Source organism: bacterium (assembly GCA_030693325.1).
Classification (GTDB): Bacteria; Patescibacteriota; Minisyncoccia; order UBA6257; family MFKM01; genus MFKM01.
Map to the genome: position 1 here is coordinate 125,746 of JAUYAV010000011.1, position 25,724 is coordinate 151,469.

Genomic DNA, 25,724 nt, shown 5'->3' on the forward strand with positions numbered 1-25,724 from the left:
TTCCAGATAATAATAATTTACTATTGTAATTCCACGATCGTGGAATTACAATAGTAAATGGCAAAATGAACAAAAAAATCAACCTTACAAATAAAATAAAAGATTTGGAGAAATTAGTGAGGCTGCAGGAAACGGAAATCAAGGAACTTTCTGCCTTAGCCGAAAGAGATACTTTAACCGAGCTCTATAATCGCCGGGGATTTATCCGGGAGGCGGAAAAATTTTTAAAAGAAATCAAGATATTAAAAAAGATTTCTGAAAAACGTAAAATTTCTTTCAAATATTTTTCGTTGATTTTTATTGATCTTGATAATTTTAAAATGATCAATAATGAATACGGCCATAAATTCGGCGATAAAGTTTTAAAAACCGCGGCTAAAATCTTTCGGGATTCGGTAAGAGATTTGGATATTGTCGGCCGCTGGGGCGGCGATGAATTTGTCATCGGTTTGGCCGGCGCCAACGAAAAAACCGCTTACGGCATCGCGGAAAAATTAAAGAATAAGCTTAAAACGGTAAAAATAAAAAACAGACAAATGAGCGCCAGCTTCGGAATTGTAGGCTATCATAAAAAAACCCAGTTCCACGGCCTTTCTTCCGCGTCTTCTAAAAAACGTCAGGCGGAAGAAAAAGTTTTAAACCAACTCTACGAATTGATTGAAAGAGCCGATATGACCATGTATGAAGCAAAAAAGAAAAAAGGCAAGGACTCGGTAGTTGTTTACAACAATAAAGACGTTATATAATTGCTTTTGTGTTTGTAATGGAAGGGTGCAGGAGCGGTTTAACTGGCGATCCTGGAAAGATCGTGTACCGCAAGGTACCGCGAGTTCGAATCTCGCCCCTTCCGCCACCAATTTCTCTCTATTGGCCCCGTTAGAAGTCTTTGGCAAAAAAATTTTCTATGAAAATTTTTTTGCTTCGCAATAGCGGGCTATAACTAAGAATAAAGCCTGTCTAAAATTAGCTTTATGCCACATAAAATCAGACTTCTAACGGGGTTGACAAAACAAAGCAATATATGTTAGTATATGCCTATATCCCTTAAACGGGGATTTTTTATTGGAAAAAACCCTGCCTGCGCAGGCAAAAAAAATATAAATATGAACAAACAACATAAGCTCTTGGCCTCATTAATCTTCTTTAATTTGGCACCTAGCCTGTTTTTGCCTAATTTGGCGCTTAAGGAAATGATTAGCAAAAACCTAGTAAAACCCGATTCCACGATAGAAGCCCAAGCAACCTCAATCCCCCAAATTGACCCAAAAATCAATGTTATAATAATAACCGCTTACTCCAGCACGCCTGAACAGACCGACTCCACGCCATTTATCACCGCTTCTGGTTCTCTGGTTGAAGACGGCATCGTGGCCTGCAATTTTTTGGCATTTAACACTAGAATCAGACTTCCGGAGCTTTATGGCGATAAAATTTTCACGGTCAAAGACCGGATGGCCAAAAAAAACAGCCATAAAATTGATATCTGGTTCCCGACCACCGAGCAAGCCAAGCAATTCGGCGTCCAAAAAACCAGAATAGAAATTATAGAAAGCTAGAAATCCCCTGTTTACCGGCAAACGAACCCGCCGCTCTCGGCGGGATTTTAATTTTTGGCGTTTCTTGACTTTCCATCTATTTTATACTGTTATATAGGAACAAGCTTAAAGATAAGCTTGAATTTGAAAACGCACATTAAAAACAGAAAAGGAGGTAATTAATGGATACAAAAGGGAAGATTTATTTCAAGAACGAACCGTTTATGGCTGTAGTTGAGGGCAGAGGCGATAACCCGGTTAAATGCACCCCTATAGTGTATGACGGAAGGGATCCATCAAGCGCTTTCGGCAATGAATGCGGCGCCGGTATTCTTTTTGAAGACGGCAAAATATATTCTTGGGGACTTTGGCAACCTCGGAATCTCATCGTCTCTTGGCGCGCTACGGAAATACTTCGGCGTCTCAATGTTATAAAAAAACACGATTTTTGCGCCGCCTATTCCGCGGGATGCCATAGAATCAGCGATTCCGACAGAGAAAAATATGTTAAACCGATTATCGCAAAAATCGGAAATCAAACATATAAAGAAATTATGGCGATGCCGGTTCCTGAAACAATAATAAGAGCAATCCTTGATAACCAGGGACAGGATTTCTCACCAAGCCTTTTCCCGATCAGTTACGAAGTCAAAGCCGGAACAATTAAATGGCGGCAAGAGTTCGCTGATGCCGGGATTGAAAATCCCGATGAAGTTGACGCAAGAAAATTTAGACAAGATAAAAAAATCTCCAGATTTGAGCGCTTGCTGGTTTCTTACGCGAAATCTCAGGGTCTGCCGCGACACTGCATAAGAATGGATAAGGTTGAAAAAATCCTTTTAGATCTTATTGAAAAGGGCGCTGACGAAGCTTATTCCGACAACATAGTTGTCTCCATGGCAGGCACAGCAGCAGATTTTATTGCTTCCGATTTCGCGAAGAGTATGCAGCTTGATCATGCCGGAACTCACGAAGCAATTTCTTGTTCCGCTCGTTGGCTCACTCTTTATATTTTGGGAAAGCCGCGATTTTTCCGAAGACGCGCGCATTTAGCAACGCTTTCTGATATTAAAAATAAAATAGTTGAGCCGTTGCTCTTACGGTTGCTTGAAGAATATTTTCCCGCCGCAAAAGCATCTTCGGCGACTACCTCCGCTCAGTAGAAAAAATAAACAAATTCAACAACCCGTCATGTCGCAAGACCTCTGGCGGGTTATTTTTTTAAAAAAAATGCTATAATTATTTTGTAATAAATTACAAAGGTCGAAAATAGCTCTAGTTATTATAATTTTATAAAAAACATGAAAATTAACAAAAAAGGGTTATTAATTTTGATAATAGTGATTATAGTAGTAGCGTTGGGCGTAGGCGGGTATCTGCTGGTCAAAAATAGCAAACCAGTTGTTTGGGACGGCACTTATACTATGACCGGAAACTTGGCTTGCCAGGGCAATTTCCCAAACCTTACCACTATTCCGATGGACACAATTATTATTGTCAGCGGCAATAAAATAGTGGATGAGCAAACCGGAAAGAGTTTTGATATTGATAAGCGCGGCAAAGCGACTCAAAGCGAGGAGATAACTAATCAAGGTATAACCACTAAGGTTACGGCCGATTATAAATTCTCCAAATCAGGCAACGCCTATAAATATACTGCCAATGGCACAGCGACTATAAGCACAACCCAAAACGAGACAGACTACTCTTCAACCTGCACCGGAATTCTTAGCGGCGTTAAGCAATAATTGAATTCATAAAATTTAATCAAATAATCCGCCTTACAATTTAGGCGGATTATTTATTGGAACTGATAATAACGAAATAATATAATTAATTAAGGAGCCATGGCCCGAATCCCGGTTGAAAACCGAGCAATCAATAATATGGTCTGCGTTTAATTTATATATCGGGGCTCTTTCTTCAAATAAATTAACTATTCCTTTCTCCCTAAGACCTACGACCGCTTCTTTTTTTGAATGTCTCTCTATGCGTTTTTTAATATCTTTCAAAGGAGTTTCTAAATAAATAATCATTGTATCTTTTTTTAATTTTCCTATTGCTTCGTCTGAATAGATTATGCTGCCGCCCGGAGAGAATACGACATCGAAAAAATCTTGTCTTAACGTATAACTATTTTCTAATCGCAACAATTCTTTCTCGCCTTTTTGCTTAAGAATTTCGTTGACAGTCATTCCTTCTTCTTTTTTGATTAAATCATCCAAATCAATAAATCTCCATTTCAAACGTTCGGCCAACAGCTTTCCTATCGTTGATTTCCCCGAACTGGGCATTCCTATAAGAGTGATCCCTTTCATAATTAAGCTAATTTTAAATCCTTTAAAATAGTTTTTCAATGAAAAGTTGATTTCTGCCGGCTTGAGGGCTAAAATTCATACAAATAACATGCTCACTCCTTTAGAAGAAATCAAGGGAAAAATTGATATTGTTGACTTTATTAAGTCCTATATTCCGCTTCAGCCGGCCGGCAAAAATTTCAAAGCTCCCTGCCCTTTTCATCAGGAAAAAATACCATCGTTTATTGTTTCCCCGGAGCGCCAAATCTGGCACTGCTTCGGTTCCTGCGGCGAGGGCGGCGATGTTGTTAAGTTTTTGATGAAATATGAGAATCTGGAATTTTATGAAGCTCTGCGGGTTCTGGCGGAAAAAGCAGGGGTGGAGCTGAAGAGCCTTAATCTCCAGGACCAAAAAGAATTTAATACTCTTTACGACCTCAACGAAAAAGCCAAAAATTTTTATAAAGAACAGCTGGCTAAATTTCCGGCCGTACTGGAATATCTGAAAAAACGGGCTCTTCAACAGAAAACCATTGAAGAATTTGAAATCGGATTCGCGCCGGCTGGCGGCGAAAATTTGATTTTATATCTGATTAATCTCGGCTATAATATCAATGATATTGCCAAAGCCGGCTTGGCCATTAAAACCGAAAAAGGAAAATATCTGGACAGATTCTATAACCGGATAATGTTCCCCATTTATAATAATTTCGGCAAGGTTATCGCTTTCACCGGCCGGATTCTGCCCCAGTTTGAAAGTCCGGAAATAGGCAAATACGTCAACAGCCCGGAAACCCCGCTCTTTAATAAATCCCGAGTTCTTTACGGATTTCATAAAACCAAATCGGAAATCGGCCACACACAGACCGCTTTTTTGGTTGAGGGACAAATGGATTTTCTGATGGCCTGGCAGTCGGGTATTAAAAACGTGGTCGCCACTTCCGGCACCGCCTTGAGCCAAGACCAGCTGAAAAATCTGAAAAGGTTAGCCGAAAATTTAATTGTAAGTTTTGATAAAGATGAAGCCGGCATCAAAGCCCTGGAGCGCGGTTTGGATCTCTTTAGCGATTTTGATTTTAATGTTAAAGTTCTTGATCTAAACGGATACAAAGACCCGGCGGAAGCGGCGGAAAAAAATCCCGATTATCTCAAAACAGCCCTGGAAAAAACCCAGCTGGCCTTTATCTGCCTTTTTGATTTTTATTTTAAAAGCAATCTTGACTGGGCAGCCAAAAAAAGCAACATCCGCCATTTATTACGCCACATCAAGACCATTAAAAGCGCCATTGAGCAGGCACATTGGCTGAAAGAGCTCGCCTTGAAATCCGGAATTGAAGAAAAAGTCCTAACCTACGAGCTGGTCACTATCAAAATCAAATCCTCCGCCTCAGCTGATATTGAAGAAGTCAATAATAAAGAAATTATCAAACCCTCGCGATTGAATTTGCTTTGCCAAAAACTTTTGTCATTGATTCTATCCAAGCCCGAGTTCCTCCCTGATGTTATTCAAAACCGCAATTATTTTCCCGCTGATTGGCAAAAATTCTTGGACGACCCTTCATTGCTTCAGAGCGGGGCAAAAAACGAACTGATTTCCTTCTTGGATCTCCGTTCCAGTTATGAATTTTCCGATCTTGATGAGCCGGCTTTGCAAAAAGAATCAGAAGAATTAATCAAACATTTAAAAATAGAATTTTTAAAAAACCAGGGTCATCAAATGCAAAAAGAAATAAAATCAGCCCAGGAAAAAAACGATAAAAACCTCCTGGATGATTCTTTGAAAAAATTTCAAAATATTTCCCAAGAAATTAATAATTTAAAAAATAACAAATGAAAAAATCAAAAAAAATAAAGAAAGTAAAAAAAACAAAAACAAGAAAAAATAAGCTCCCCGGGAAAAAAGCCAAGCTAAGATTGCGCCTTCGCTCAAAAGCTCAGCACGGCAAAAAATCTCCCAAAAAACAAAAAAAAATAATCCTATTTATTGAGGAAGATTTTGAATTTAAAGGAAAAGATAAAAAAAAGTTAGATACTTTAATCAAGAGGGGCAAGAGTAAAAAATATATCACTGATTTGGAAATCCTTTATTTCTTCCCCGATATTGAACACAACATTCCCCTTTTGGAAAAAATATATGAAATTTTAGAAAAAAGCAGCATCGGGGTAATTGAAACCGAACAATTCATCAAAACTTCGGAAGACCCGATTGAGAAAGAACACAGCAATGTTCGTGAAACCCTGCCTGATGCCGTCCAGATGTATCTTAAGGAAATCGGCAAAACTCCCCTTTTAAAAGCCGAGGAAGAAGTGTCCTTGGCTAAAAGAAAGGAGAGAGGAGAAGAAGCAGCCAGGCAGCAACTGATGAAAGCCAATCTCCGGCTGGTGGTTTCTATCGCCAAAAAATACGTTCACCGCAGCCCCAATTTAAGCATCTTGGATTTGATTCAGGAAGGCAATATCGGGCTTTCCCGCGCCGTGGAAAAATTTGACTACCGCAAAGGTTTTAAATTTTCCACTTACGCCACCTGGTGGATCCGCCAGGCCATCACCCGCGCCTTAGCCGACCAGTCCCGGACCATCCGTATTCCCGTTCATATGGTGGAAACCATTTCCAAATACACCCAGATTAAAAGGAAGCTCACCCAGGAATTGGGACGGATGCCATTAGCGGAAGAAATCGCCAATGAGATGGGAATTGAAGTCAGCAAAATTCATTATATCCAAAAAATTTCCCAGGAAGTTATTTCTTTGGAAATGCCTTTGGATGAAAATGAGAGCGAAGGAGTCACTCTGTCTGATTTTATCCCGGATAACCAAAGTTTAACGCCAGAACAATTAGCCAGCCATACGCTTTTAAGAAACCAGCTTAAGGAAATTATCAGCGACCTTTCGCCGAGGGAACAAAGGATTTTAAGCATGCGTTTTGGCTTGGAAGACAATGTCACCCACACCCTTGAAGAAGTCGGCAAGGAATTCGGGGTGACGAGGGAGCGAATCCGGCAGATTGAAGCTAAGTCCTTGGAAAAAATCCGCCAGCATAAAGAAATTGGAAAATTGGAGGGATACTAAAAATCTAATGACCAGCAAAGAAATACGAAATTTATTTCTGGAATTTTTTAAGGAAAAAGGACATACCATCGTCCCCTCTTCTTAATATTAATATCATTGACAGATTTGATTAAAAATTCTATGCTGATGATAGAAAAAGTCGATAAAATTTATTTCTTTTAAAAATGAGAAAAAAAATACAAACTAAAATTGTGAAAGTTCGCCAAGCTAAGAAATGCTATCCTATAACAAGTAAAGCTAAGACTTTTATTTATACTGCAGAAAGCGTTACGCCATTAATAGCGGCAGGAAAAACACCTAAAATCAAATAATAAAGTGAAATGGGTGATTGATAGGCGATAAAATTCTGCCCAAAAAGGCGCGGAGGAAATTTTTAATTTTTATGAAAAAAAGAAAGCAAAAAGAGATACTAAGCAAAAAATTAACCCACCCGAATTATATATTCTGTTTAAAAAAGGAGAGGAATTGGTGTTTATATAACGCCTTAACCTTAAAAAAATGTTATGGAGGGAAGGAACTCTCGGCAGTTTATCGTTTGACAAACAAACTGATTGAAGAAGAAATTCTTGTTCGTAAATTAATAAATTGCGACCATGATCCAGAAGAAATAAAAAAACTCATCCGTGAATTGAAGAAAGAAAAATTTTTGGTTTACTCAAATTTTAGTGGAGAAAAATTCCGAGAAAAAATTAAAAATGGATTAAAAAAAATAAAATATCAACCGATGGGAATGTACCTCCTCGTTTCTACGGGATGTAATTATCGGTGTAAATATTGTTGCCTGGAACACAGTATCGATACTCATTCGCTCCAGCCAAAATTAATGTCTTTTAAAGTAGCGAGGGAAGCAGTCAATTTTTTCTTTAAATCTTCTCCTAATCCTCAGTATATTTGTTTCTTTGGTGGCGAACCATTAATTAATTTTAAAATAATTAAAGAAATTGTTGAATATATTAATACTGAATATCCAAATAAAAAAATCTTTTTCCGAATTAACACAAATGGTTCATTGGTCAATCAAGAAATCGCAGAATTTTTTGCTAAATATAATTTTGTTATTGGGGTATCTATTGATGGGACGAAAAAATATCATAATTCATGTAGAGTGTATCCAAATGATAAAGGCACTTTCGAAGATACTATTAAGGGTTGGCATCTCCTTCAAAAAGCAGGATGTAAAAACTTAGGGACAGTAGCGGTCCTTAACTCTCAAAATATTGAAGCAGTTGAAAAGAATATCTTATTTTTCCTTGATGAATTAAAAGCTGATTCAATAAATTTTGAGCCAGTAGGAATAATAACAGAACCTCAATATTTATATCTTTATCCCTCTCCAAAGAAAGTTGCACAGGCTCTCGTCAAAAATTACGAAAATTTAGAATCTCGCGGAAAGTTAGATAATTATATTGCACGATTTCTAATTCATTTTTTAGGGGAAAAAGTTCTTTTTTGCCGCTGCGGCTCACGATACGGAAGTTTAATAATCGACCCCCAGGGGAACAAGGGTCCTTGTTTCAATTTTCTTGGAAGTGTTTATTTTTCTAAAAAAGGTATTACTTATGCGAAAGAATGGAAAAACATTTCTCCGGTTAATATGCCCGAATGTACTAATTGTATTGCTATAGGAATTTGTGGTGGTATTTGCGCAGCCCATGCAAGAGCGGTGGGTGGAAATATTCGAAGCATTGACTTAGAATATTCTTGTGAGATTATGAAAGAAATCTTAAGATGGATGATTTGGGATCTAGAAAAAAGATTAGCATCTAAGAATGAGGCAAAAAATAAACCGTAAAATTTTATGAAATTTAAACTGATATTGAATAAAAATGCGAATTTTTATTATTTTCTTCATAATCTTGCTGAAATTAAAGAACCCTTGCATTATCGAAAATGGAATATTATGCCTTGGAAGAAAGAACTAAATTTTCCATTTTCTTCCTCAGAAGCCACTGCTTTAAAAAAATTTAAAAAAAAATATTATGCTAATTTCCCAAAAATATATTTGGGTAGATTTTTTTTCTTGGAGAAAAATTCTTGGGAAACTCTTAAAAACGAAGTTGGGCAGGAAGAAATTAATATTTTGAACGATGTATTTCGAATATGGAAAAATAAATTCTTCTTGATTTATAGGAGAGATTTGCCAAATTTAAAAAAATGGCGAAAAAAATTGGAAATAGAAATTCAAAAACTTAGCAAGTCTTCCTTAATAAACTTCATCAATACAAAACTTATTAAATTTTTTAATGCTCCTGTTCCATTTAAAAAAAAATTAAAGATTTATTTAATGCTTTGCGGTACTTCAAATACTGCTAGCGGAGAAAGAGGAAGGGGTCTTGATGGAAAAAGTATCCTTATAGAAATTTCTCGTTGCCCAACCCATCAAATAAATTATGTTATAGGTGTTATTTGGCACGAATATGTTCATTGTTGTCTTGCATCTTATCATTTACGGCCACTGCTTTTAAATTTTTTTAAAAACGACTCAAAAGTATTATTTGCTGAAGAAATTATTGTTAGATCATTATTTCCAACAGGAATTTTTGGTATAAAATTTTTTAAAATATGTCCACCTTCAACATTAACTTCCAGCAAATGGGAGACACTGCCCAAAATCAATAAAAAACAAACCAAAATGGTTATTGACCTTACAGACCAATATCTGCAAAAAGAGAAAAAAATTGATACATTCTACGTAAAAAAAATAGGTCGAATATTAAAAATTTAAAAAGAATTATTAAATCTTTATCAAAAAATTATGAATTCAAATGAGATTAGAACAAAATTTATTGAATTTTTTAAACAAAATGACCATCTTAGGATACCCGGTTCGTCATTGATATCTGAGGATCCTACTCTTTTATTCGTGAATGCCGGCATGGTTCAATTCAAACCTTACTTTTTGGGTCTAAAAAAACCTCTATCAAAACGAATCACTGATTTTCAAAAATGCTTCAGGATGATTGATATTGATAAAGTCGGTAATAATAATAGAACATTAACTTTCTTTGAGATGTTAGGAAATTGGTCTATTGGAGATTATGGAAGAAAAAAAGCAATATCTTATGCTTGGGAATTACTTACTAAAATTTACAAAATTAACAAAGAAAGATTGTGGGTTAGTATTTTTAAAGGAGAGAAGAATATTCCCTACGACAGAGAAACACTGGAGGTCTGGATGGGTACAGGAATAAAAAGGGAAAGGATTGTGGAACTCGGCTTAGAAGATAATTTCTGGATAGGTGGGCCTACAGGCCCTTGTGGTCCTTGTAGTGAAATCTATTATGACCTAGGAGAGGATTTTGGTTGTGGCAAAAATAATTGCAAGCCCGGTTGTGATTGCAATCGCTTTTTAGAAATTTGGAATTTAGTTTTTATAGAATATTGCAGAGACGAAAAAGGAAATACTGTCAATCTACCAATAAAAAGCATAGATACAGGAGCTGGGCTGGAAAGATTAGCTATAGTGCTTCAACAGAAATCCTCAATTTTTGAAACAGATTTGTTTGCTCCAATAATAGAAAAAATTCGAAATTGGAAATTCGAAATTGGAAATTCTGATTTGGCCGACCGAAGTGAACGAATTATCGCTGATCATACAAAAAGTGCTGTTTTTTTGATATCTGAAGGAGTTTTTCCTTCTAATGTTGAAAAAGGTTATATCTTAAGAAGAATTTTAAGAAGAGCAATTAGATTTGGTAAATTATTAAAATTGCCAAAAAATTTTCTGATTACTTTGGCTCAAAAAGTTTTTGAAATTTACAGAGAAGTCTATCCCGAACTTAAATCGAAAGGGGCTGATATTTTAACTATAATTCAAAAAGAAGAAGAAAAATTTGAAGAAACCTTAGACGAAGGAATAAAAGCACTTAAAAAAATCTACGGAAGAGCCATAGGAGGAGTGGACCCCGAAAATTTACCAGAGGGAATGGTTATTAAAGATAATATAATAAGGGTTGATGGGCAAGAGATTTTTCATATATACGAAACTTATGGTTTACCCCCAGAACTTTCTCAAGAAATTATGACCGAATGGGGAATCAGATTTGATGATCAAACAATAAAAGAATGCGGGGAAGCCTTCAAAAAACACCAGGAAATTTCCCGGGCCGGGCTGGAAAAAAAATTCGGCGGGCACGGTTTGAAAGATGGCGGCGAAATCACCGGCGCGACCGAGGAAGAAAAACAAAAAATAGTCCAGCTTCACACCGCCACTCACCTGCTCCACCAAGTGTTAGCTGATTTATTCGGCGAAAATATAAAGCAGATGGGTTCGGATATAAACCCCGAACGCTTCCGCTTTGATTTTCCGTTTGAAAGAAAATTAACGCCGGAAGAAATCACTAAAATTGAAGAAATCGTCAACCAAAAAATCAAAGAAAATTTACCTGTTAGATTTGAAGAAAAAACAAAAGAAGAAGCGATTGCCGAAGGAGCCAAGGCCTTTTTCAAAATTAAATATCCGGATAAAGTAAAAATTTATTCCATCGGCGATTACAGTAAGGAAATCTGCAACGGCCCGCACGTGAAAAACACCTCCGAAATCGGTAAGTTCAAAATAATCAAAGAAGAAGCGGTTGGGGCAGGCATCAGAAGAATTAAAGCAACTATTGATTAAAACGATCTCTACTAAAATAAAAAGGAGTTGGCGTCGGCTAACTCCTTTTTATTTTAAAATCTGACCTAACCAAACTTGTCTGAGAAAATATTCCATAGCCAAGCGCCGTAGGACTTACGCAGTTGCCTTGAAGAATATCCCGCAGTCCCGACGGGCTTGGTTTCCGATGAAATCGGAACCGTCGGGACGAGGGAAAAGAAAATTTTGTCGCTGGAGCAAAATTATTCTGGTTCTGAAAGGCAATTGCGGAAGTCCTGCTTCTGTTTTCGAAGGCAAGTTTGGCTGGGTCTATCCCTATCTCTTCGCCCATTGCGGCGCGCGACGGGCTTTCTTAAGACCGAATTTCTTCCGCTCTACCATCCGGGGATCTCTTTTTAGATAACCCAAGCCCTTAATAAGGGCTTTTAAATTAGCATCAAACAAAACCAAAGCCCGTGATAAACCATGGCGCACCGCTTCGGCTTGGCTGCTCATTCCCCCGCCTGAAACTCTGACAGTGACATCTGCCTTGCCATTCAGTTTTGTTTTTTCCAAAGGAGAAAAGGCCATTTGCTGAAGACGGGCTGTGGGGAAATATTTGAGATAATCTTTTTCATTCACCAAAACGCCGCCCGCGCGGTTGTAAAGCCGAACCCGGGCGATGGCGGTTTTTCTTCTGCCAACCGCTTCAAAATAACGGTCTGTTTTAACTTTAACAGGCGAAGGCTTGCTTACTTTTTCAACTTTTTTTACTTTTGCTACTTTTGTTATTTTTTCAGCCATAAAAAATTTATTCTATAATTAATCTTTTCATTCTTTTAATCTGTAATTTATTTTTGGGAAGCATTCTTAAAACCGCCAACCGCAAAACCCTTGCCGGCTCTTTCGCGAAAACCTCACGATAAGTTTTTTTCTTCAAATGCCCGAGATAACCCGCAGTTTGATGATAGTAAATTTTCTGCTCTTCTTTTTTGCCGCTAACTTCTATCGCAGTGATGTTTTTTACTATCACCCTATCAGTACCAGGCAATCTTGGTTCATAGTCGGGATTTTTCTTTCCCTGAAGAATAATGGCGATTTCCGAAGCCAAGCGTCCCAATTTTTTATTTTTAGCGTCAAAAATGTAATCCATATTATTTAACAAACTCTACGGTAACAATTTTCGCTCCGTCATTTTTTCGGGTTAAAGAATGCTTAATAACCCGCAGATAACCGCCTTTGCGCTCTTTATAACGCGGGGCCAATTCATGATAAATTTTATCCGCGGCCGCTTCTGGTAATTTTTTTAATAACAAGCGATAAACGGCCAATTTTTGCTTTTTTCCGTAGGAAACTAAGTGTTCAACGAAAGGACGCAGTTCCCTTGCCCGACTTTCAGTGGTTTCGATTTTTTCCTGCAAAATAAGGTTATTGGCTAAAATTTTCAAAAATGGTTTTTCCATGTTTATTTTTTTTCCTCATCCTCTTCGGCTAAAACAGCGGAAACTTTATCAAAATGGTCTTTCAGGACATCGGCTGTTTTATGCAAGGCCTCCGAAGGCGAGATAGAACCATCGGTTTCAATTTCAATCTTTAATCGATTGTAGTCGGTTTTTTCACCAACACGCATATTCTCCACCAAGGTATTAACTTTAGTAACCGGCGAGAAAATAGCATCAAGAACAATGGTGCCGATAGCCAAACGTTCAATTTTCCGGTCAGCCGACGGCAAATACCCCAACCCTTTTTCCACGGTCAACTCCATGTCCAACTCCACTTTTTTGTCGGTAAGACTGGCTAAATGAAGCCCGGGATTAACAATTTCCACCTGAGGATTGGTTTTGATATCATTGGCCTTAACTTCTTTTTCTCCTTTGACCTTAAGGGTTAAAACCTGGGGCTCATCGGCAAAAAACTTAAAGCGCACCTTTTTCAAATTGAGAGTCAATTCAACGATGTCCTCAACCACTCCGGGAATGGTAGTAAACTCATGATTAACACCTTTGATTTTTACCTGAGTAATGGCGGCTCCCGGCAAAGAAGAAAAAAGAGCCCGGCGCAAAGAGTTGCCTAAAGTCAAACCGAATCCGGTGTAAAGCCCTTCAATATGAAAAACGCCGGCTGTTCCGTCATCGGAAATTTTTTTAATCTTTACTGTCTCACTAAGATTGTGATAAAGTTTTTCCATAATTTTTATTAAAATTTGCGAACCTTTTTATCTTGAATAATACTCGGCGACTAAATCAAGGTCAAATGGCAAATTTATTTCCTGGGGGTTGTCAATCAACTCGCCGGTCAAATTTTCTTTGTCCAAATTCAACCATTTCGGCTGCTCAAATTTTTTCATTTTTAATTCCAAACCGTCAAAAATTTTCAATTTTCGGGAATTGGAATTCAAGCCCACTTTTTCACCGATTTTAACCTGATAGGAAGGAGCGGACACTTTTTTATTTTTTACTAAAATATGTCCATGATTAACCAATTGGCGCGCGATAATCCGCGAATCAGCCAAGCCTAAACGAAAAACGACATTGTCCAAGCGCTTTTCCAATGATTCCAAAACTTTTCCGGTTTCTTTTCTGCCGCGGAAAAGCTGTTGCATCTGGTGATTGCTGATGCCATAGGAAATCTGAACTTTTTGTTTTTCCTGGAGCTGTCGGCCGAATTCCGAAAGCGTTCTGCGGCCTTTACCTCCTTTTTTGTTGCCGTGAATTCCGGGTTTGGTAGGACGACGAACCAAGGCGCATTTCGGAGAATTGCAACGAAACGCTTTCAAAAAAAGTCTGGTTCCTAAAGCTCTTTCTTTTTTTTCGGTTATTCTTTGCATAATTTTTAAACTCTTCTGGTTTTTCGCGGCCGGGGGCCGTTATGCGGAATCGGAGTTATGTCTTTAATGGCCACAATATCAAAACCGCGATTAGCCAACGCTTTGAGGGCGGAATCGCGGCCGCCGCCGATACCTTTTATGTAAACCTCAATACTGGAAGGACCGGATTGTCGGAGTTTTTCAGCTACGGCCTCAGCCACTTTACTGGCCGCGAAAGCCGTGGCTTTTTTGGGGCCGGAAAATCCCAAAGAACCGGCGGTAGCCCAAGCCAAAACATTTCCCTTCATATCAGTAGCCGTAATAACAGTGTTATTATAGCTAACTTGAATATAAATACGGCCGGACTCTACCCGCTGTTTAACTTTCCGGACTTTTTGACCGGCTAACGCTTTTTCAGCTGAAGCGCCTTCTTTTAAGGTCGCCTCTTCGGTTTTTGTGACTATTTTCTTTTTTCCCATGATAAATTAATTTTATGTCTTATCTAATTTTCTCCGACCACTACCTACCGTTTTTCGCACGTTGCCGCGAACCGTCCGGGAATTGGTCTTGGTCCGCTGTCCTCTTACCGGCAAACGTCTCAAATGGCGAGTGCCTCGGTAGCAAATAATTTCTTTCAGCCGATTAATATTCTGTTTGATTGCCAGGCGAAGTTCTCCTTCAATCTTGTATTTCTTTTCTATAAAATCTTTTAATTGACTGACTTCCTGAGCATTCAAATCTTTGACTCTTTTTTGCGGGTCAACTTTGGCGTCTTTAATAATCTGACGCGCTGAAGACGGCCCTATGCCGTAAATATACGATAAAGAAATTTCCACTTTTTTATTGTCGGGAATGTTGACTCCTAAAAATCTCATAATTATCCTTGTCTTTGTTTATGTTTGGGATTGGAACAGGTGATATAAAGCCGTCCGCGACGCCGGGCAGTTTTACATTTCAAACAAATTTTTTTGACTGATGAACGAACTTTCATAACTATAATCTTCTTGTAATTCTCCCCCGGTTGTCATCGTAAGAAGTAATATCAACGACAACGTGATCGCCGGGGATCACTTTTATATGATGGAGCTTCAACCGCCCACCCAAATAAGCCAAAATTTCCCGGTTATTTTCCTTTAACCGAACCCTAAAGGTTAAACCCGGCAAGGCCTCTTCAATGATTCCTTCAACTTTAATCGTGTTTGATTCCGATGGCATTAATGTTTCCTATAATAGAGATATAACACTGAAAAGTCAAGCCTTATTCCTCACATAAACAATAACCCGAGTTAAGAGCAAATAATACAGCAAAATGCCCCAAAAATTAAGATTGAAATTAACCGGTGCCGCCATTTTGGCGAAAAAATTAATGATAAAAATTTCGTAAGTTAAGAGCAGAGAAACCAGCCAGCCGGAAAGCAAGGCCAAATAATAGGAAAATAAATGAAAAAAACCGATTAAAAACCCGAAGGCCATGGTTAAAGGAATAGCTATTAAAATTAAAATATTGGAAATTAAGGCCAGGAGAGAAAAATTTCCGAAAGCGATAATCAAAATGGGAGCGGTCGCCAATTGGGCGGATAAAGTCATTAAAAAATTTTCCCGCCAGGCGAAAAATCCCGGTTTATCGCCGAATCTCAATATTTTTTTCAGCGCCGGCCGGAGATAAATAATTCCCAAAACCGCCAGAAAAGAAAGCTGGAATCCGACATCAAAAACCAATGATTTCGGATTAAAAAGCGTAATCAAAAAAGCGGCCAAGACGATGCTGTTTCTCGGTTCATAAATCCGGCCCGCCAAATTAGCCAGCAAAACAATAAAACCCATAATCGTGGCCCTGACGGCCGAGGGGTCAAAACCGGTCATGGCCACAAAACCTAAAATAACTAAAATGGTTATTGCAAAAGTCATGGACTGCGGAAAAATAAAACCAATAGCCGCGGCTATCGCCACAACAATAATAGTGATGTTCTGACCAGAAAGAGCCGTTAAATGAGTGGTACCGCTCAAACTCATGGCCTGCTTGAAATCCTTGTCTAAATTTCCGCGCTCACCAAAAATCAAGCCGGCTAAAAGGGCGGCTTGATTGGGAGGCAAAACTTTCTGGTAAGAATCAATGATTGAGTGTTTAAAATTAAAAAGAGCTGATTTGATTTTTGAGCCCATCCCGGATTTTTCCAATTTGGCTTCGGGGAAACCGGATAAACCGTTAATTTTTTCTTTGGCTAAATAATTAACATAAGAGCTGTCTATTTGACCAATAAACGAATCTGAAGGTTTCTCAATTTTTCCCTTGAATATCAACTCATCTCCATAATGAAACTTGGGATAAAGCATTAATTTAACCGAGATTCTGCCTCGGCGTGGTTCGCCAAGCTGAACGGTCAAATTTTGAGTGTTAGAACTATATTGAGGATCGTCAACCACTAATCCGCTGAAATTTATTTCTTTATTAAAATCTATTTTAATGTCTTTGAATTTTGAATCGTCCCATTTGTAGTAGCCGGCGCCGAGAAGAATAAAAACAGAAATAATCGCCAAAATCACCCACATTTTAGTAGGAGGATTTGTAGATTCGGATAAATTTGCTCCGACTTCGTCGAGAGTCCTCGATGGAATCGGGATAGTTTGGACGCGGTCTAAAAACAAAAAAATCGCCGCTAAAAGCATAGTGGCGACAATAATAATTAGAAACCTAATCCCAAAGCTGGCGGCTAAAACTCCAATCAAAAAGAAAACAATACCAAAAAAGAAAATGTCGTAGGAATGCATATAAGTTTCTTGAATTTAAAATTTACTATTGTAATTCCACGATCGTGGAATTACAATAGTAAATTAATTTTAGAATATTATTCCCCCGCCTAACATCTCGCCTGCTTTGCTGTAAAAAACCGCTGATTGGCCGGAAGCTACGAATTTGACGGGTTTAGCAAATAATAAACAGTAACTAGCAACTAGGGGTTTTCTATTCTTTCTAGTTACTAATTCCTTGTTACTAATTACTAGTTCCGCTTTCGCTAACGGTTGTCTATATCGTACTCTTGCTAAAACTCCTATTCTCTTATTCGCGCGAATTAGAGAAGAAAAATAATCGGGGTTGATAAAATTCACGTCTTTTAATTTAATTTCTTTTTTATAAAGCGCCGGGTTATTTTCGCCCTCAGCCACGATTAAAACGTTGTTTTTGACGTCTTTAGCCGCCACGTAATAGGGTTTTTTGCCGGAAACCTCCAGGCCGTGCCGCTGACCGATGGTGAAATAAAAAATTCCCGGATGCCGGCCGACGACTTTACCTTCGGTAGTGATAATTTTGCCTGGCTTCTCCTTAATTTTCTTTTTCAGAAATTCCTTAAGTTTCACCTCGCCGATAAAACAAATACCTGAAGTGCCTTTTTTCAAAGCATTTTGTAATCCTAATTTCTCCGCCATCTGCCGCACTTCAGATTTCAAATAATCGCCTATCGGAAAAAGGCAGTATTTTAATTGCTCTTGATTTAAGGTCCATAAAAAATAACTTTGGTCTTTTTCTTTATCTTTAGCTTGATAGGGTTTATAAAAAGTTTTTAGTTTTAAGTTTTTAGTTTTAAGTTTAATGTAGTGTCCGGTCGCGATGAAATCCGCGCCCATTTTTCTGGCTCGTTTCAAAAAAAGAGGAAATTTTATGAGTTTGTTGCATTGAATATCAGGATTGGGAGTTCGGCCGGCTTTGTATCCCCGGAACATATAATCCACCACCCATTTCCGGTATTCTTTTTCAAAATTAAAAGTTAGAAGCGGAATGCCGAGCTTGGCCGCGACTCTGATGGCGTCCCGTCTTTCGTCAATCCAGCAAAGAGATTTCTTCTTGGAATAAGTTTCCACCGGCTGGGTCCAGTTTTTCATAAAGACGCCGGTCACATCATAGCCCTGTTTTTTCAACAGCGCCGCGGCTACGGAGCTGTCTACCCCGCCGGACATTGCCACGAAAACCTTATTTTTGGGAGATTTTGTCATAAAAGATTCTCCTATATAATTGCCCAAAAACCCTCAAAAATCAAGAAAATGACAAGCTTTTGAATCCTAGGGCCTATAGTAGAGGGGGCATAAAGGTCGCGGATAAATATTTCCGAAAAATAATTAAAAAACAATAAATAAATTATGCTATATTTTAACCATGCAATCAGCAAAAACCTTAAGGAAATTGGATGTAAAAACAGTAGCGGAAATTTTTGGAGAATAGTGGATAAATCCAATGAAAGGCCATATTATGAGCTTAGGGATTCCGGTGAGATTCCAGCTTTTTCTATTGATGATATTATTCTGAACGAAGAGAATGCAAAGAATATTTGGGGAATAAGAGAAGAAGCGTGGATGCTGAAAGTACTGCAAATTTTCAACCTCGCAAGGTTGGCGGAAGATAAAGAAAAGACGATAAATAATTTTATGGCCAATGAGTACGGCTATGAATCAGAAACGCAAATGATTTCGCCAGAAAAATTTAAAAACTCACCAGTGAATTACGACACACTAGAGGGGTTTACGATGGTTCTTAAACGAAAATTGGGAAGTTTAGCAACAAGAGCGAGCCAAAAAGAGGGACAGCCAGAAGATGCGAATAGGTTTCTGGTAAAGTTTATAAACTATCCTAAAAAACAAGAGAATCCGCCTTCGGATATCCCGAAAGAATAGGAAAAATAATTAATAAAATAGTCGCTTAAATCTTAAATTAAAAAATCTATGAAAGAAAAAATTAAAAAAATTCTAATAAAGTACTGGAAGATAATTTCAATATTTCTAATAGTACTTGTATTATTTTATTGGTTGCAGATAAGACCATCACAGACTTATTCGTATTGTCACGAATCTGCCCAAAAAAAAGCCATAGAAGTTTGTTCTTATTGTGGCAATAATAAATTCGAAGTCGCCACGTACGAATCGTATTACAAACAATGTTTAAGGTCTAAGGGATTTAATAAATAAACCTATAAAGAAAAATAAATAAAATATTATGAATCAGATTGATTTTGAGAATCAAATAAAAATTGCGATTTCTAATTTTATATATTTACATCACTTTCTTTTAGAAAAAGATGTGAACGAACGCTCAATCACACATAAATTAGCCGAATGCTTAACACCATTATTCCCCGAATGGGATATTGATTGCGAATATAATCGCGTCGGAGACAAACTATACAACCCCAAAAAAATTGGTTTATTTCCCGAACCCGTAAGTAGCGATGATGGAAAAGCCGTGACTATTTATCCTGACATTATCATCCATCACAGAGGAAAAATTGGACTAGACAATAATTTGGCGGTTATTGAATTAAAAAAGAACCCAAATAAAAAACAAAGCGATAAAGACATTGATAAAATAAGAAAGATTAAAAAAGAGTTAGAATATCAAATCGGAATATTTCTAAAATGCTCTATAGAAGATATAATCCCGATTTATTTTATCAACTAAAAGAGTAGAAAATATTTTCGCAACCAGCCTGTTGAAATGAGGTCATAAATTACCGAGTGAGGAGGAAGAAGTAGAAAAATATCGCTGTTTGAATCCCGAAGCGAAGCCCCGCTTAGCGGGGCGAAGCGGAGGTTGAGTTCGATATTTTTCGTCAACTTCTGACGACGAACGAGAATAATTTATCCGAATGGAAATGGCTGGCGGAAAAAAGATTTTCTACGATACCAACCTTAGGCCTTTTCAATTCTTTCCGCATATTCCCCTGTCTGGGTGTTTATTCTGATAGTATCCCCTTCTTCAATAAAAAGCGGAACAAGAATTTTGGCGCCGGTTTCAATGGTGACCGGCTTGTTGCCGCCCTGCGCCGTGTCGCCGCGGATAGAAGGCGGCGCTTCCAACACTTTGAAATCAACTTTAATCGGCAATTCAATGCTAAGAATCTTATCCTGGAATTTCAGAGAGACAATTTCTAAATTGGGTTTTAAAAAATTGGTAATTTCATCGCCCAGCTCTTCTTTATTGAAAGAAAAACGATTTTTAGGATTGTCAGTTTCATTAAACCAATAAATTCCGCGGCTTTCATAAAGAAAACGCGATTTCATTTTTTCAATTTCAGCTTCTTCAAAACTGTCGGCCGGCTTGAAATTCCGGCTGAAAAGCTGGCCGGTCTGAAGATTTTTTATTTTGGTCTGGACGCTGGAGCCGCCGCGACCCATGTGTAAATGCTTAACCTCTGAAACCACAAAAGGACTTCCGTCGATTACGATAAAACTCCCGGTTTTCAAATCATTAATGGAAAGCATAATTAATAAATTTTAAACTTATTCGTGTTTTTCTTCTTTATCTTTTAGAGCCTCCTCTATCGCTTTTTGCAGGTCTCCAATATTTACTTCAGCTCTTTCCCGGACGGGTCTCTCTTGATTAGTCGCCGGCTGACTAAACTGACTCGCCGGACGTTGTGGTTTTTGCGTTTCAGCCGGCTGGCGAGGACCCAGAACTTTTTCCAAAGGCATTTCATCGCGGCGGACAATTTTTTGTTCAATCGATTCTTTCTTGTTCATTTGATCGGCAATTTTTTGTTCAATAATCTCCTTGGGAAGACTATAACGATGACGGCAATTTTCAATTATAACATCCCTAAGATTATCAGCCGGCGCCTTTTCCAAAGGCAGAGTTTCGGCGGAAAAAGCCCGGGAAGCGATTCCGTCAATCATTAATTTGGTGTAGATATTGAATTTGGGAAGATTGACTAAATCATTGATCAAAAATTCCGGCTCAAATTCTTTTTCTAAAAATTCCGCGTCTTCCGCTCCCACGCGGAAAACAACAATAGTTCCGACATTACCAAAAACCGCGTCTCGGACTTTTGTGCTTTTGTCGCTACCAACCAGTTGCCCGATATACTGATGCGCCAAAATCAAATCCAAACGGTATTTCCGGGCTTCGGATAATATATTAGCGAATGACTCGGTGGCGAAATTCTGGAACTCGTCAACATAAAGATAAAAATCTCTCCGCTTGTTTTCGGCAATATCGCTCCGGGACATCGCCGCCAATTGTATTTTGGTAATCATCAAGGCCCCCAAAAGCCGCGAATTGTCTTCACCGATTCTCCCTTTGGAAAGATTGGCGATAAAAATTTTTCCTTCATCCATTATTTTCCTGATATCAAAAGTGGAATGCGGCTGGCCGATGATATTGCGGATTAAAGGATTAGCGATAAACTGACCGACTTTATTTTGAATAGCCGCCACCGCTTCGGTTTCCAAGCGTTGGGTGTAGCGGGCGAATTCATCAACCCAGAAACTTTTGATAACCGGATCCTGAAGATTTTCCACGACTTTTCTCCGATATTCTTTGTCGGCTAATAAATGCATAATCCCCAACAAAGTGGAGCCGGGATATTCCAGAAGGGTCAATAAAGAATTATTAAGAATGTATTCCATCCGGGCTGACCAAACATCGGGCCAGATTTTTTTAAACACGCTCATAATGCCCGAAGCGACCAGATGGCGCAATTCCGGGTCGGTTAATTCCAAGGGATTAAAAGCCATCGGAAAATTTATATCGGCGGGATTAAAATAAATCACGTCGTCCATCCGCGATTCCGGAATTAATTCCAAAATTTTTTCGGCAAATTCGCCGTGGGGATCAATAATACCTATTCCCCGACCGGCTTTAATATCGGCTAAAGCCATATTTTCCAACATTTCGGTTTTCCCCACGCCGGTTTTCCCGATAACATACATATGCCGTCTGCGGTCGTCGGTTTTTATGCCGAATTTCACCCGTTGATTACGGAAATTGGTTTGGGCAAACATTGTTACTTCATTATTTTCCATGTCAAATTTATAAGCCGAAAGTGTAATCAAATTCTACCACAAAAAAAGAAAGCTCTTTATTCCACAATCGGCAATTCCGCCGGCGGCTCGCCTCTCCGGGATTCCAAACGGTGCAAGGTCGGCGCTTCCACGGAAGTCGTCGGGAAATGATAAACCGTGGCCAGTTCTTCGGTATTAAAAATTGAAAATTTTTTAGGGAATGAACGAGCCTTATAGCCGTCAAAAATCCGGCGCTTGCGATAAAAAATCTTTTGGGCCTTGAAAGGAAAATCGGCTTTGGTAGTTACCGAGCCGTCAGCTTTAAAAGCGTTGAGATTCTGGGTGTTGAATTGCCAGAGCGCTCCCTGGATAGCGGAAACGTTGGAACGGGTAAAGGCATCGGCTTTGTCTATATAAACAAATCTCAAAGCCGCTTCAAATCCCAATTTGGAAATTTTTTCTTCCACGGCCTTAATCACGTCTTTTTCGCCGGGGGTCAAAGGACCGGCAGGCGATGACTCCTTATTTTCCTCAGACCAAACCGGATGGACAGCCGGCGCTTTTATCAAATTTAGAAAAAATTCTCCCAGCTCCTCCAGCAGAGTCCGTTCTTTGTCGGCTTTCCGGCCGATTAATTTGTCTGTTATTTTTTCTCCTTCCTTTTTCCATTCGTCTCCGGTCGGCCTGATCAAAAACTGAAGCCAAATCATTTCGTCTTCTTTAAGTTTGGAAATCGTCTCAGTGATAGCCGCTATGGGGTCTAATCTTTGTTCTTCTACTTTTTCTTCAAAATAGGGGTAGGTCCGAATAGGATAAGCGTTTTCGCGGGCTAAAATAAAATTAGTCCCCCAAACGTCATAAACTTTATCGGGCAAAATTGACGGCAATAAGCCGTCATAGTCCTCCGATTCAACAATTTCCACATCCGGATATTGGGCATAAATGGCCGATTCCAAAAGATTCCGAAACGGTTCCGCGACTCTTATGTAAAAATGAATTTTGCCGGCGTTGCCAACCAGTTCAAAAGACATCCAATCATCCACTTTTCCTTTCCACCACTTATCCCAGAATTTCATCTTCCCGGAATAGATGGCGTGGGCGGCGGCAAACACCTGCTCCATGGCTTTCGGGGTTTTCAAAATCTCGCGGGGGATTTTAATTTCTAAAAGTTTCCATTTGATTTTAAGCATGTATCCCCGGCGGACAGTCATCAGCCAGAAATCCAAAAAAATAAACAAAAGAACCAGCGGCAAAACTATCCACCAGCTCGCCGCCAAAATGCGAAAAACAATCTGGAGAATTCCATTTAAATTATCGGCTGCCATAAAATTAAGGTTTTGATTTTATTAACTACGCCTCCTTAATTAAAGTATAACGATTATCGGGCAATTTCTCAAAGTAACGCTTATTCGAAAGATTCAAGAGAATGGTGTTTTCGCGAAGAAACCGTTCTTTTCGGACCAAGGCAACAATTTTTTGAGCATCAAGAGACCCGTGTTTTTTTAGAATCCGGATCAAAACCTCCCGTGCTGTTCCCGGCTCATAACCCTGTTCTTTCAAACCGTAAATTCCCCGCCCCACCAAAACAAAACGATTGTCTTTAATTAACTCATTATGAACCGTCTGGGGGTAGGCCTTTTTGTGGTCAAAAGCCAAATTATTGATTTTTTGGGTAAGTTCCCTAAAATGCAGGGGCTGGCTGTGTTTTTTGATAACCAAATATGCCTTGTCGCTGATGACTCTGGGATTGATTTCCGGCCAATGACTCAAGCCGAAATCTCCGAAAACATTAACATCAAAATTTTTTGATAAGGACAAATAATTAACGGCGGATAAATCTTCAAAACGAGCCAAATGAATTTTTTTGTCAATTATTTTTTCCGGACCGAATTTTTCGCAAAAATCCGCAACTTCTCTGATTTTTTTCAAAGCTTTATTTTTGATTTCTTCCTGAAGATACCAAAAATCGTGCATAGTTTCATCCGCTTCCGAAAACTTCGGCTCGCCATTCAAAGTAAAAATAAATCGCAATTTGCGCTCAAAAAATTTCGGCCAATTTTCTTTAGCGGTCAGATGTTTTAATTCCTGGATTAAAAGGTCATCGCGTTTCAAACCGCCGGCGGAAACCAAATGGTTTTTCACCGGTTCTATTAAATTGCTCACTTCCTCTTTGTTAAGATAACTTTTTAATTTCTCCATCCCCTGGTTTTCGATTTGTCTCACTCTTTCGCGGGTGATGTTAAAACTATCCCCGATTTCCTGGAGAGTTTTTCCTTCGCCGTCTCTCAAACCGAATCTTTCAATCAAAATTTCCCGTTGGCGTTTTTCCAAACGGGCTAAAAGATTGTTTGTAAAATTGTCTAATTCTTTAACCATATTAAATAATTTACTACTATGGTAAAGAATACCACTTCTAAAAAAAAAGTCAACCCCGTTAGAAACCTTTGGCGAAAAAGAATTTTAGGCGATTTTTTAAGTATCTTCTACCCATTCCCGATTTAAGATATTTTTCTCTGGCTCGAGCATCTTGTTTATTTAAAGAAACCTCACAATAAATAAGCTTCCAGGGTATACCATATTTTGTAGATTTATTCTTGCCTGAATTATGCCTTAAAATTCTTTTTCGCAAATCCTTGGTTGAGCCAATATACCAATGCCCCTTTTGATTTTGTAAGACATAGACGTACCACATAAGCAGGTTTCTAACGGGGTCAACCCCGTAAAAATAATGCGGCCAAAACAAAAGCGATATAAATCAAAATAAGAAAAAAGGCCTCTCTTTTAGTGATTTGGCGGTCAGTGCGGACAAAAAAGAAGAAAAAGAGAGCGGAAATCATCACAAAAAATCCGGCAACCGCAAGGGGCGCAAAATTCAAAATTTTAATTGGAGAAATCAAAGCCACTGTTCCCAAAATTAGAGTTGCCGGCACTATCACCGCTCCCATCAAATCTCCCAAAATCATCCAGGTCTCGTCTCTTTTGGCCGAAACAACGGCAAAATAAATTTCGGGCAAGGCGCTGCCAAAACCGGTAATTAAAAGACCAATTAAAACTAAGGGCACCTTAAAAGTTAAAGCAAAAAATTGGGCCGAGGCCACAATCCCCTGAGCCGAAATCACCAAAAGAATTATTCCTAAAACTAATTTCCCTATATCTTTAAAAAAAGTTTTTAATTCTTTAACGAAAGGTTTTTTATGTTCATCATAAATTTTAGTGAATCTTTCTTTTTTGCTAAAAAGCCAGAAGAGATAAAAAACAAAAAAGGCAATCAGTAATAGCCCATCTATCCTTGAGAGTTCGCCGTCAAAAATTAAAAACAAAGGCAAAAGCGCCGCGGCGATGGTGAAAATTGAAGTGGTTTGCACCGTTCGGCTTTCGGCCGGAATGGATTTTCCTTTAGCAAACAAAACCGCCAAAGCCACGGCCAAAGTCAAAGCAATTATATTATTCCCGACAACATCGCCGAAAGAGAGTTGTGGGGTCCCTTTTAAAGCCGAGGTCACCCCGATAAAAAGGTTGGGTAAGGAAGCGGCAAAAGCCATCACGAAAAAGGCGACGACAAATTCCCGCCAACCCAGGAATCTGGCCATTCTCATTAATCCTCCAACAACCCACTCACCGGAGAAATAAAGCAAAACGCAGCAAATCGCAAAAATTAAAATAAAAAACCAAATCAT

General features: G+C 38.6%; 30 protein-coding genes and 1 tRNA gene. 13 read left to right on the forward strand and 18 right to left on the reverse strand.

Features of this window, described 5'->3' with window-relative positions; all coding sequences use genetic code 11:
- Positions 1-65: 65 nt before the first annotated feature.
- From Q8N22_01305 to Q8N22_01325, 5 genes are all read left to right on the forward strand, one after another.
- On the forward strand, positions 66-746 hold the full coding sequence (locus Q8N22_01305) for a GGDEF domain-containing protein (protein MDP3052576.1): 681 nt from the start codon (positions 66-68) through the stop codon (positions 744-746).
- A 19-nt stretch (positions 747-765) separates the two neighbouring features.
- Positions 766-853, forward strand: a tRNA-Ser gene (locus Q8N22_01310).
- Positions 854-1,103: 250 nt separating this feature from the next.
- Positions 1,104-1,556, forward strand: a complete 453-nt coding sequence (locus tag Q8N22_01315; GenBank protein ID MDP3052577.1) for a hypothetical protein — start codon at positions 1,104-1,106, stop codon at positions 1,554-1,556.
- Between the two features lie 161 nt (positions 1,557-1,717).
- A complete protein-coding gene (locus Q8N22_01320) occupies positions 1,718-2,698 on the forward strand; it encodes a hypothetical protein (GenBank protein ID MDP3052578.1) in 981 nt (326 codons plus the stop codon).
- A 138-nt stretch (positions 2,699-2,836) separates the two neighbouring features.
- Positions 2,837-3,283, forward strand: coding sequence for a hypothetical protein (locus Q8N22_01325; GenBank protein ID MDP3052579.1), 447 nt, complete (start codon positions 2,837-2,839; stop codon positions 3,281-3,283).
- Positions 3,284-3,316: 33 nt separating this feature from the next.
- Here Q8N22_01325 and Q8N22_01330 read toward each other — a convergent pair whose 3' ends face one another.
- On the reverse strand, positions 3,317-3,853 hold the full coding sequence (locus Q8N22_01330) for a shikimate kinase (protein MDP3052580.1): 537 nt from the start codon (positions 3,851-3,853) through the stop codon (positions 3,317-3,319).
- A gap of 88 nt (positions 3,854-3,941) precedes the next feature.
- On the opposite strand from Q8N22_01330, the gene dnaG reads away from it, so the two are divergent.
- The 6 genes from dnaG (at position 3,942) to Q8N22_01360 (ending at position 11,516) form a co-directional block, all read left to right on the forward strand.
- A complete protein-coding gene (dnaG, locus tag Q8N22_01335; GenBank protein MDP3052581.1) occupies positions 3,942-5,666 on the forward strand; it encodes a DNA primase in 1,725 nt (574 codons plus the stop codon).
- On the forward strand, positions 5,663-6,901 hold the full coding sequence (locus Q8N22_01340; protein MDP3052582.1) for a sigma-70 family RNA polymerase sigma factor: 1,239 nt from the start codon (positions 5,663-5,665) through the stop codon (positions 6,899-6,901). Before dnaG ends, Q8N22_01340 begins: the two co-directional genes overlap by 4 nt.
- A gap of 164 nt (positions 6,902-7,065) precedes the next feature.
- A complete protein-coding gene (locus Q8N22_01345; protein ID MDP3052583.1) occupies positions 7,066-7,212 on the forward strand; it encodes a hypothetical protein in 147 nt (48 codons plus the stop codon).
- Between the two features lie 71 nt (positions 7,213-7,283).
- Positions 7,284-8,693, forward strand: a complete 1,410-nt coding sequence (locus tag Q8N22_01350) for a radical SAM protein (protein MDP3052584.1) — start codon at positions 7,284-7,286, stop codon at positions 8,691-8,693.
- Between the two features lie 6 nt (positions 8,694-8,699).
- Positions 8,700-9,626 (forward strand): hypothetical protein, encoded by a 927-nt coding sequence (locus Q8N22_01355; GenBank protein ID MDP3052585.1) that lies wholly within the window; start codon positions 8,700-8,702, stop codon positions 9,624-9,626.
- A 30-nt stretch (positions 9,627-9,656) separates the two neighbouring features.
- Entirely contained in the window at positions 9,657-11,516 is a 1,860-nt protein-coding gene (locus Q8N22_01360) for an alanine--tRNA ligase (protein MDP3052586.1), read from the forward strand.
- Positions 11,517-11,810: 294 nt separating this feature from the next.
- Here the strand turns inward: Q8N22_01360 and rpsI are convergent, their stop codons facing one another.
- The 11 genes from rpsI to mnmA all read right to left on the reverse strand — a co-directional run bounded on the left by rpsI (position 11,811) and on the right by mnmA (position 18,270).
- The gene (gene rpsI / locus Q8N22_01365) at positions 11,811-12,278 is read right to left on the reverse strand and encodes a 30S ribosomal protein S9 (protein MDP3052587.1); all 468 of its coding nucleotides are present in this window, start codon (positions 12,276-12,278) and stop codon (positions 11,811-11,813) included.
- Between the two features lie 7 nt (positions 12,279-12,285).
- A complete protein-coding gene (gene rplM, locus Q8N22_01370) occupies positions 12,286-12,627 on the reverse strand; it encodes a 50S ribosomal protein L13 (GenBank protein ID MDP3052588.1) in 342 nt (113 codons plus the stop codon).
- Position 12,628: 1 nt separating this feature from the next.
- Entirely contained in the window at positions 12,629-12,937 is a 309-nt protein-coding gene (gene rplQ, locus Q8N22_01375; GenBank protein MDP3052589.1) for a 50S ribosomal protein L17, read from the reverse strand.
- A 2-nt stretch (positions 12,938-12,939) separates the two neighbouring features.
- A complete protein-coding gene (rpoA, locus tag Q8N22_01380; protein MDP3052590.1) occupies positions 12,940-13,662 on the reverse strand; it encodes a DNA-directed RNA polymerase subunit alpha in 723 nt (240 codons plus the stop codon).
- Between the two features lie 27 nt (positions 13,663-13,689).
- Positions 13,690-14,301: a 30S ribosomal protein S4 gene (gene rpsD / locus Q8N22_01385; GenBank protein ID MDP3052591.1), complete on the reverse strand. Its 612-nt coding sequence runs from the start codon at positions 14,299-14,301 to the stop codon at positions 13,690-13,692.
- Between the two features lie 5 nt (positions 14,302-14,306).
- Positions 14,307-14,759: a 30S ribosomal protein S11 gene (gene rpsK / locus Q8N22_01390; GenBank protein ID MDP3052592.1), complete on the reverse strand. Its 453-nt coding sequence runs from the start codon at positions 14,757-14,759 to the stop codon at positions 14,307-14,309.
- Positions 14,760-14,771: 12 nt separating this feature from the next.
- Entirely contained in the window at positions 14,772-15,158 is a 387-nt protein-coding gene (gene rpsM / locus Q8N22_01395) for a 30S ribosomal protein S13 (GenBank protein MDP3052593.1), read from the reverse strand.
- Complete coding sequence (gene rpmJ / locus Q8N22_01400; protein MDP3052594.1) at positions 15,158-15,271, reverse strand: 50S ribosomal protein L36; 114 nt, start codon at positions 15,269-15,271, stop codon at positions 15,158-15,160. Before rpmJ ends, rpsM begins: the two co-directional genes overlap by 1 nt.
- Positions 15,272-15,273: 2 nt before the next feature.
- Positions 15,274-15,495 carry a translation initiation factor IF-1 gene (gene infA, locus Q8N22_01405; GenBank protein ID MDP3052595.1) on the reverse strand — a complete coding sequence of 74 codons (222 nt, stop codon included), beginning with the start codon at positions 15,493-15,495 and terminating at the stop codon, positions 15,274-15,276.
- A gap of 36 nt (positions 15,496-15,531) precedes the next feature.
- Positions 15,532-17,049, reverse strand: coding sequence for a ComEC/Rec2 family competence protein (locus Q8N22_01410; protein ID MDP3052596.1), 1,518 nt, complete (start codon positions 17,047-17,049; stop codon positions 15,532-15,534).
- Positions 17,050-17,118: 69 nt separating this feature from the next.
- Positions 17,119-18,270 carry a tRNA 2-thiouridine(34) synthase MnmA gene (mnmA, locus tag Q8N22_01415; GenBank protein ID MDP3052597.1) on the reverse strand — a complete coding sequence of 384 codons (1,152 nt, stop codon included), beginning with the start codon at positions 18,268-18,270 and terminating at the stop codon, positions 17,119-17,121.
- A 144-nt stretch (positions 18,271-18,414) separates the two neighbouring features.
- Between mnmA and Q8N22_01420 the strand changes: the two genes are divergently transcribed.
- Both Q8N22_01420 and Q8N22_01425 read left to right on the forward strand, forming a co-directional pair.
- Positions 18,415-18,945 (forward strand): hypothetical protein, encoded by a 531-nt coding sequence (locus tag Q8N22_01420; protein MDP3052598.1) that lies wholly within the window; start codon positions 18,415-18,417, stop codon positions 18,943-18,945.
- A 319-nt stretch (positions 18,946-19,264) separates the two neighbouring features.
- Positions 19,265-19,726: a hypothetical protein gene (locus Q8N22_01425; protein MDP3052599.1), complete on the forward strand. Its 462-nt coding sequence runs from the start codon at positions 19,265-19,267 to the stop codon at positions 19,724-19,726.
- 230 nt (positions 19,727-19,956) lie between these two features.
- On the opposite strand, the gene Q8N22_01430 is transcribed toward Q8N22_01425, so the two are convergent.
- Genes Q8N22_01430 through Q8N22_01455 form a run of 6 tightly spaced genes read right to left on the reverse strand, consistent with a single transcriptional unit; the run spans position 19,957 to position 25,724 of the window.
- Entirely contained in the window at positions 19,957-20,529 is a 573-nt protein-coding gene (locus Q8N22_01430) for an elongation factor P (GenBank protein MDP3052600.1), read from the reverse strand.
- An 18-nt stretch (positions 20,530-20,547) separates the two neighbouring features.
- Entirely contained in the window at positions 20,548-22,068 is a 1,521-nt protein-coding gene (locus Q8N22_01435) for a type IV secretion system DNA-binding domain-containing protein (protein ID MDP3052601.1), read from the reverse strand.
- A gap of 56 nt (positions 22,069-22,124) precedes the next feature.
- Positions 22,125-23,372: a hypothetical protein gene (locus Q8N22_01440; GenBank protein ID MDP3052602.1), complete on the reverse strand. Its 1,248-nt coding sequence runs from the start codon at positions 23,370-23,372 to the stop codon at positions 22,125-22,127.
- Between the two features lie 25 nt (positions 23,373-23,397).
- The gene (locus Q8N22_01445; protein MDP3052603.1) at positions 23,398-24,423 is read right to left on the reverse strand and encodes a sigma factor-like helix-turn-helix DNA-binding protein; all 1,026 of its coding nucleotides are present in this window, start codon (positions 24,421-24,423) and stop codon (positions 23,398-23,400) included.
- 58 nt (positions 24,424-24,481) lie between these two features.
- On the reverse strand, positions 24,482-24,739 hold the full coding sequence (locus Q8N22_01450; GenBank protein MDP3052604.1) for a GIY-YIG nuclease family protein: 258 nt from the start codon (positions 24,737-24,739) through the stop codon (positions 24,482-24,484).
- 19 nt (positions 24,740-24,758) lie between these two features.
- Positions 24,759-25,724, reverse strand: coding sequence for a sodium:calcium antiporter (locus tag Q8N22_01455; GenBank protein MDP3052605.1), 966 nt, complete (start codon positions 25,722-25,724; stop codon positions 24,759-24,761).

What these genes read in the sequence shown, in the direction of transcription:
- Q8N22_01305 (MDP3052576.1), top strand. Translation starts at nt 66, where the DNA reads ATGAACAAAAAAATCAACCTTACAAATAAAATAAAAGATTTGGAGAAA.
- Q8N22_01315 (MDP3052577.1), top strand. Translation starts at nt 1,104, where the DNA reads ATGAACAAACAACATAAGCTCTTGGCCTCATTAATCTTCTTTAATTTG.
- Q8N22_01320 (MDP3052578.1), top strand. Translation starts at nt 1,718, where the DNA reads ATGGATACAAAAGGGAAGATTTATTTCAAGAACGAACCGTTTATGGCT.
- Q8N22_01325 (MDP3052579.1), top strand. Translation starts at nt 2,837, where the DNA reads ATGAAAATTAACAAAAAAGGGTTATTAATTTTGATAATAGTGATTATA.
- Q8N22_01330 (MDP3052580.1), bottom strand. Translation starts at nt 3,853, where the DNA reads ATGAAAGGGATCACTCTTATAGGAATGCCCAGTTCGGGGAAATCAACG.
- dnaG (MDP3052581.1), top strand. Translation starts at nt 3,942, where the DNA reads ATGCTCACTCCTTTAGAAGAAATCAAGGGAAAAATTGATATTGTTGAC.
- Q8N22_01340 (MDP3052582.1), top strand. Translation starts at nt 5,663, where the DNA reads ATGAAAAAATCAAAAAAAATAAAGAAAGTAAAAAAAACAAAAACAAGA.
- Q8N22_01345 (MDP3052583.1), top strand. Translation starts at nt 7,066, where the DNA reads ATGAGAAAAAAAATACAAACTAAAATTGTGAAAGTTCGCCAAGCTAAG.
- Q8N22_01350 (MDP3052584.1), top strand. Translation starts at nt 7,284, where the DNA reads ATGAAAAAAAGAAAGCAAAAAGAGATACTAAGCAAAAAATTAACCCAC.
- Q8N22_01355 (MDP3052585.1), top strand. Translation starts at nt 8,700, where the DNA reads ATGAAATTTAAACTGATATTGAATAAAAATGCGAATTTTTATTATTTT.
- Q8N22_01360 (MDP3052586.1), top strand. Translation starts at nt 9,657, where the DNA reads ATGAATTCAAATGAGATTAGAACAAAATTTATTGAATTTTTTAAACAA.
- rpsI (MDP3052587.1), bottom strand. Translation starts at nt 12,278, where the DNA reads ATGGCTGAAAAAATAACAAAAGTAGCAAAAGTAAAAAAAGTTGAAAAA.
- rplM (MDP3052588.1), bottom strand. Translation starts at nt 12,627, where the DNA reads ATGGATTACATTTTTGACGCTAAAAATAAAAAATTGGGACGCTTGGCT.
- rplQ (MDP3052589.1), bottom strand. Translation starts at nt 12,937, where the DNA reads ATGGAAAAACCATTTTTGAAAATTTTAGCCAATAACCTTATTTTGCAG.
- rpoA (MDP3052590.1), bottom strand. Translation starts at nt 13,662, where the DNA reads ATGGAAAAACTTTATCACAATCTTAGTGAGACAGTAAAGATTAAAAAA.
- rpsD (MDP3052591.1), bottom strand. Translation starts at nt 14,301, where the DNA reads ATGCAAAGAATAACCGAAAAAAAAGAAAGAGCTTTAGGAACCAGACTT.
- rpsK (MDP3052592.1), bottom strand. Translation starts at nt 14,759, where the DNA reads ATGGGAAAAAAGAAAATAGTCACAAAAACCGAAGAGGCGACCTTAAAA.
- rpmJ (MDP3052594.1), bottom strand. Translation starts at nt 15,271, where the DNA reads ATGAAAGTTCGTTCATCAGTCAAAAAAATTTGTTTGAAATGTAAAACT.
- infA (MDP3052595.1), bottom strand. Translation starts at nt 15,495, where the DNA reads ATGCCATCGGAATCAAACACGATTAAAGTTGAAGGAATCATTGAAGAG.
- Q8N22_01410 (MDP3052596.1), bottom strand. Translation starts at nt 17,049, where the DNA reads ATGCATTCCTACGACATTTTCTTTTTTGGTATTGTTTTCTTTTTGATT.
- mnmA (MDP3052597.1), bottom strand. Translation starts at nt 18,270, where the DNA reads ATGACAAAATCTCCCAAAAATAAGGTTTTCGTGGCAATGTCCGGCGGG.
- Q8N22_01420 (MDP3052598.1), top strand. Translation starts at nt 18,415, where the DNA reads ATGCTATATTTTAACCATGCAATCAGCAAAAACCTTAAGGAAATTGGA.
- Q8N22_01425 (MDP3052599.1), top strand. Translation starts at nt 19,265, where the DNA reads ATGAATCAGATTGATTTTGAGAATCAAATAAAAATTGCGATTTCTAAT.
- Q8N22_01430 (MDP3052600.1), bottom strand. Translation starts at nt 20,529, where the DNA reads ATGCTTTCCATTAATGATTTGAAAACCGGGAGTTTTATCGTAATCGAC.
- Q8N22_01435 (MDP3052601.1), bottom strand. Translation starts at nt 22,068, where the DNA reads ATGGAAAATAATGAAGTAACAATGTTTGCCCAAACCAATTTCCGTAAT.
- Q8N22_01440 (MDP3052602.1), bottom strand. Translation starts at nt 23,372, where the DNA reads ATGGCAGCCGATAATTTAAATGGAATTCTCCAGATTGTTTTTCGCATT.
- Q8N22_01445 (MDP3052603.1), bottom strand. Translation starts at nt 24,423, where the DNA reads ATGGTTAAAGAATTAGACAATTTTACAAACAATCTTTTAGCCCGTTTG.
- Q8N22_01450 (MDP3052604.1), bottom strand. Translation starts at nt 24,739, where the DNA reads ATGTGGTACGTCTATGTCTTACAAAATCAAAAGGGGCATTGGTATATT.
- Q8N22_01455 (MDP3052605.1), bottom strand. Translation starts at nt 25,724, where the DNA reads ATGATTTGGTTTTTTATTTTAATTTTTGCGATTTGCTGCGTTTTGCTT.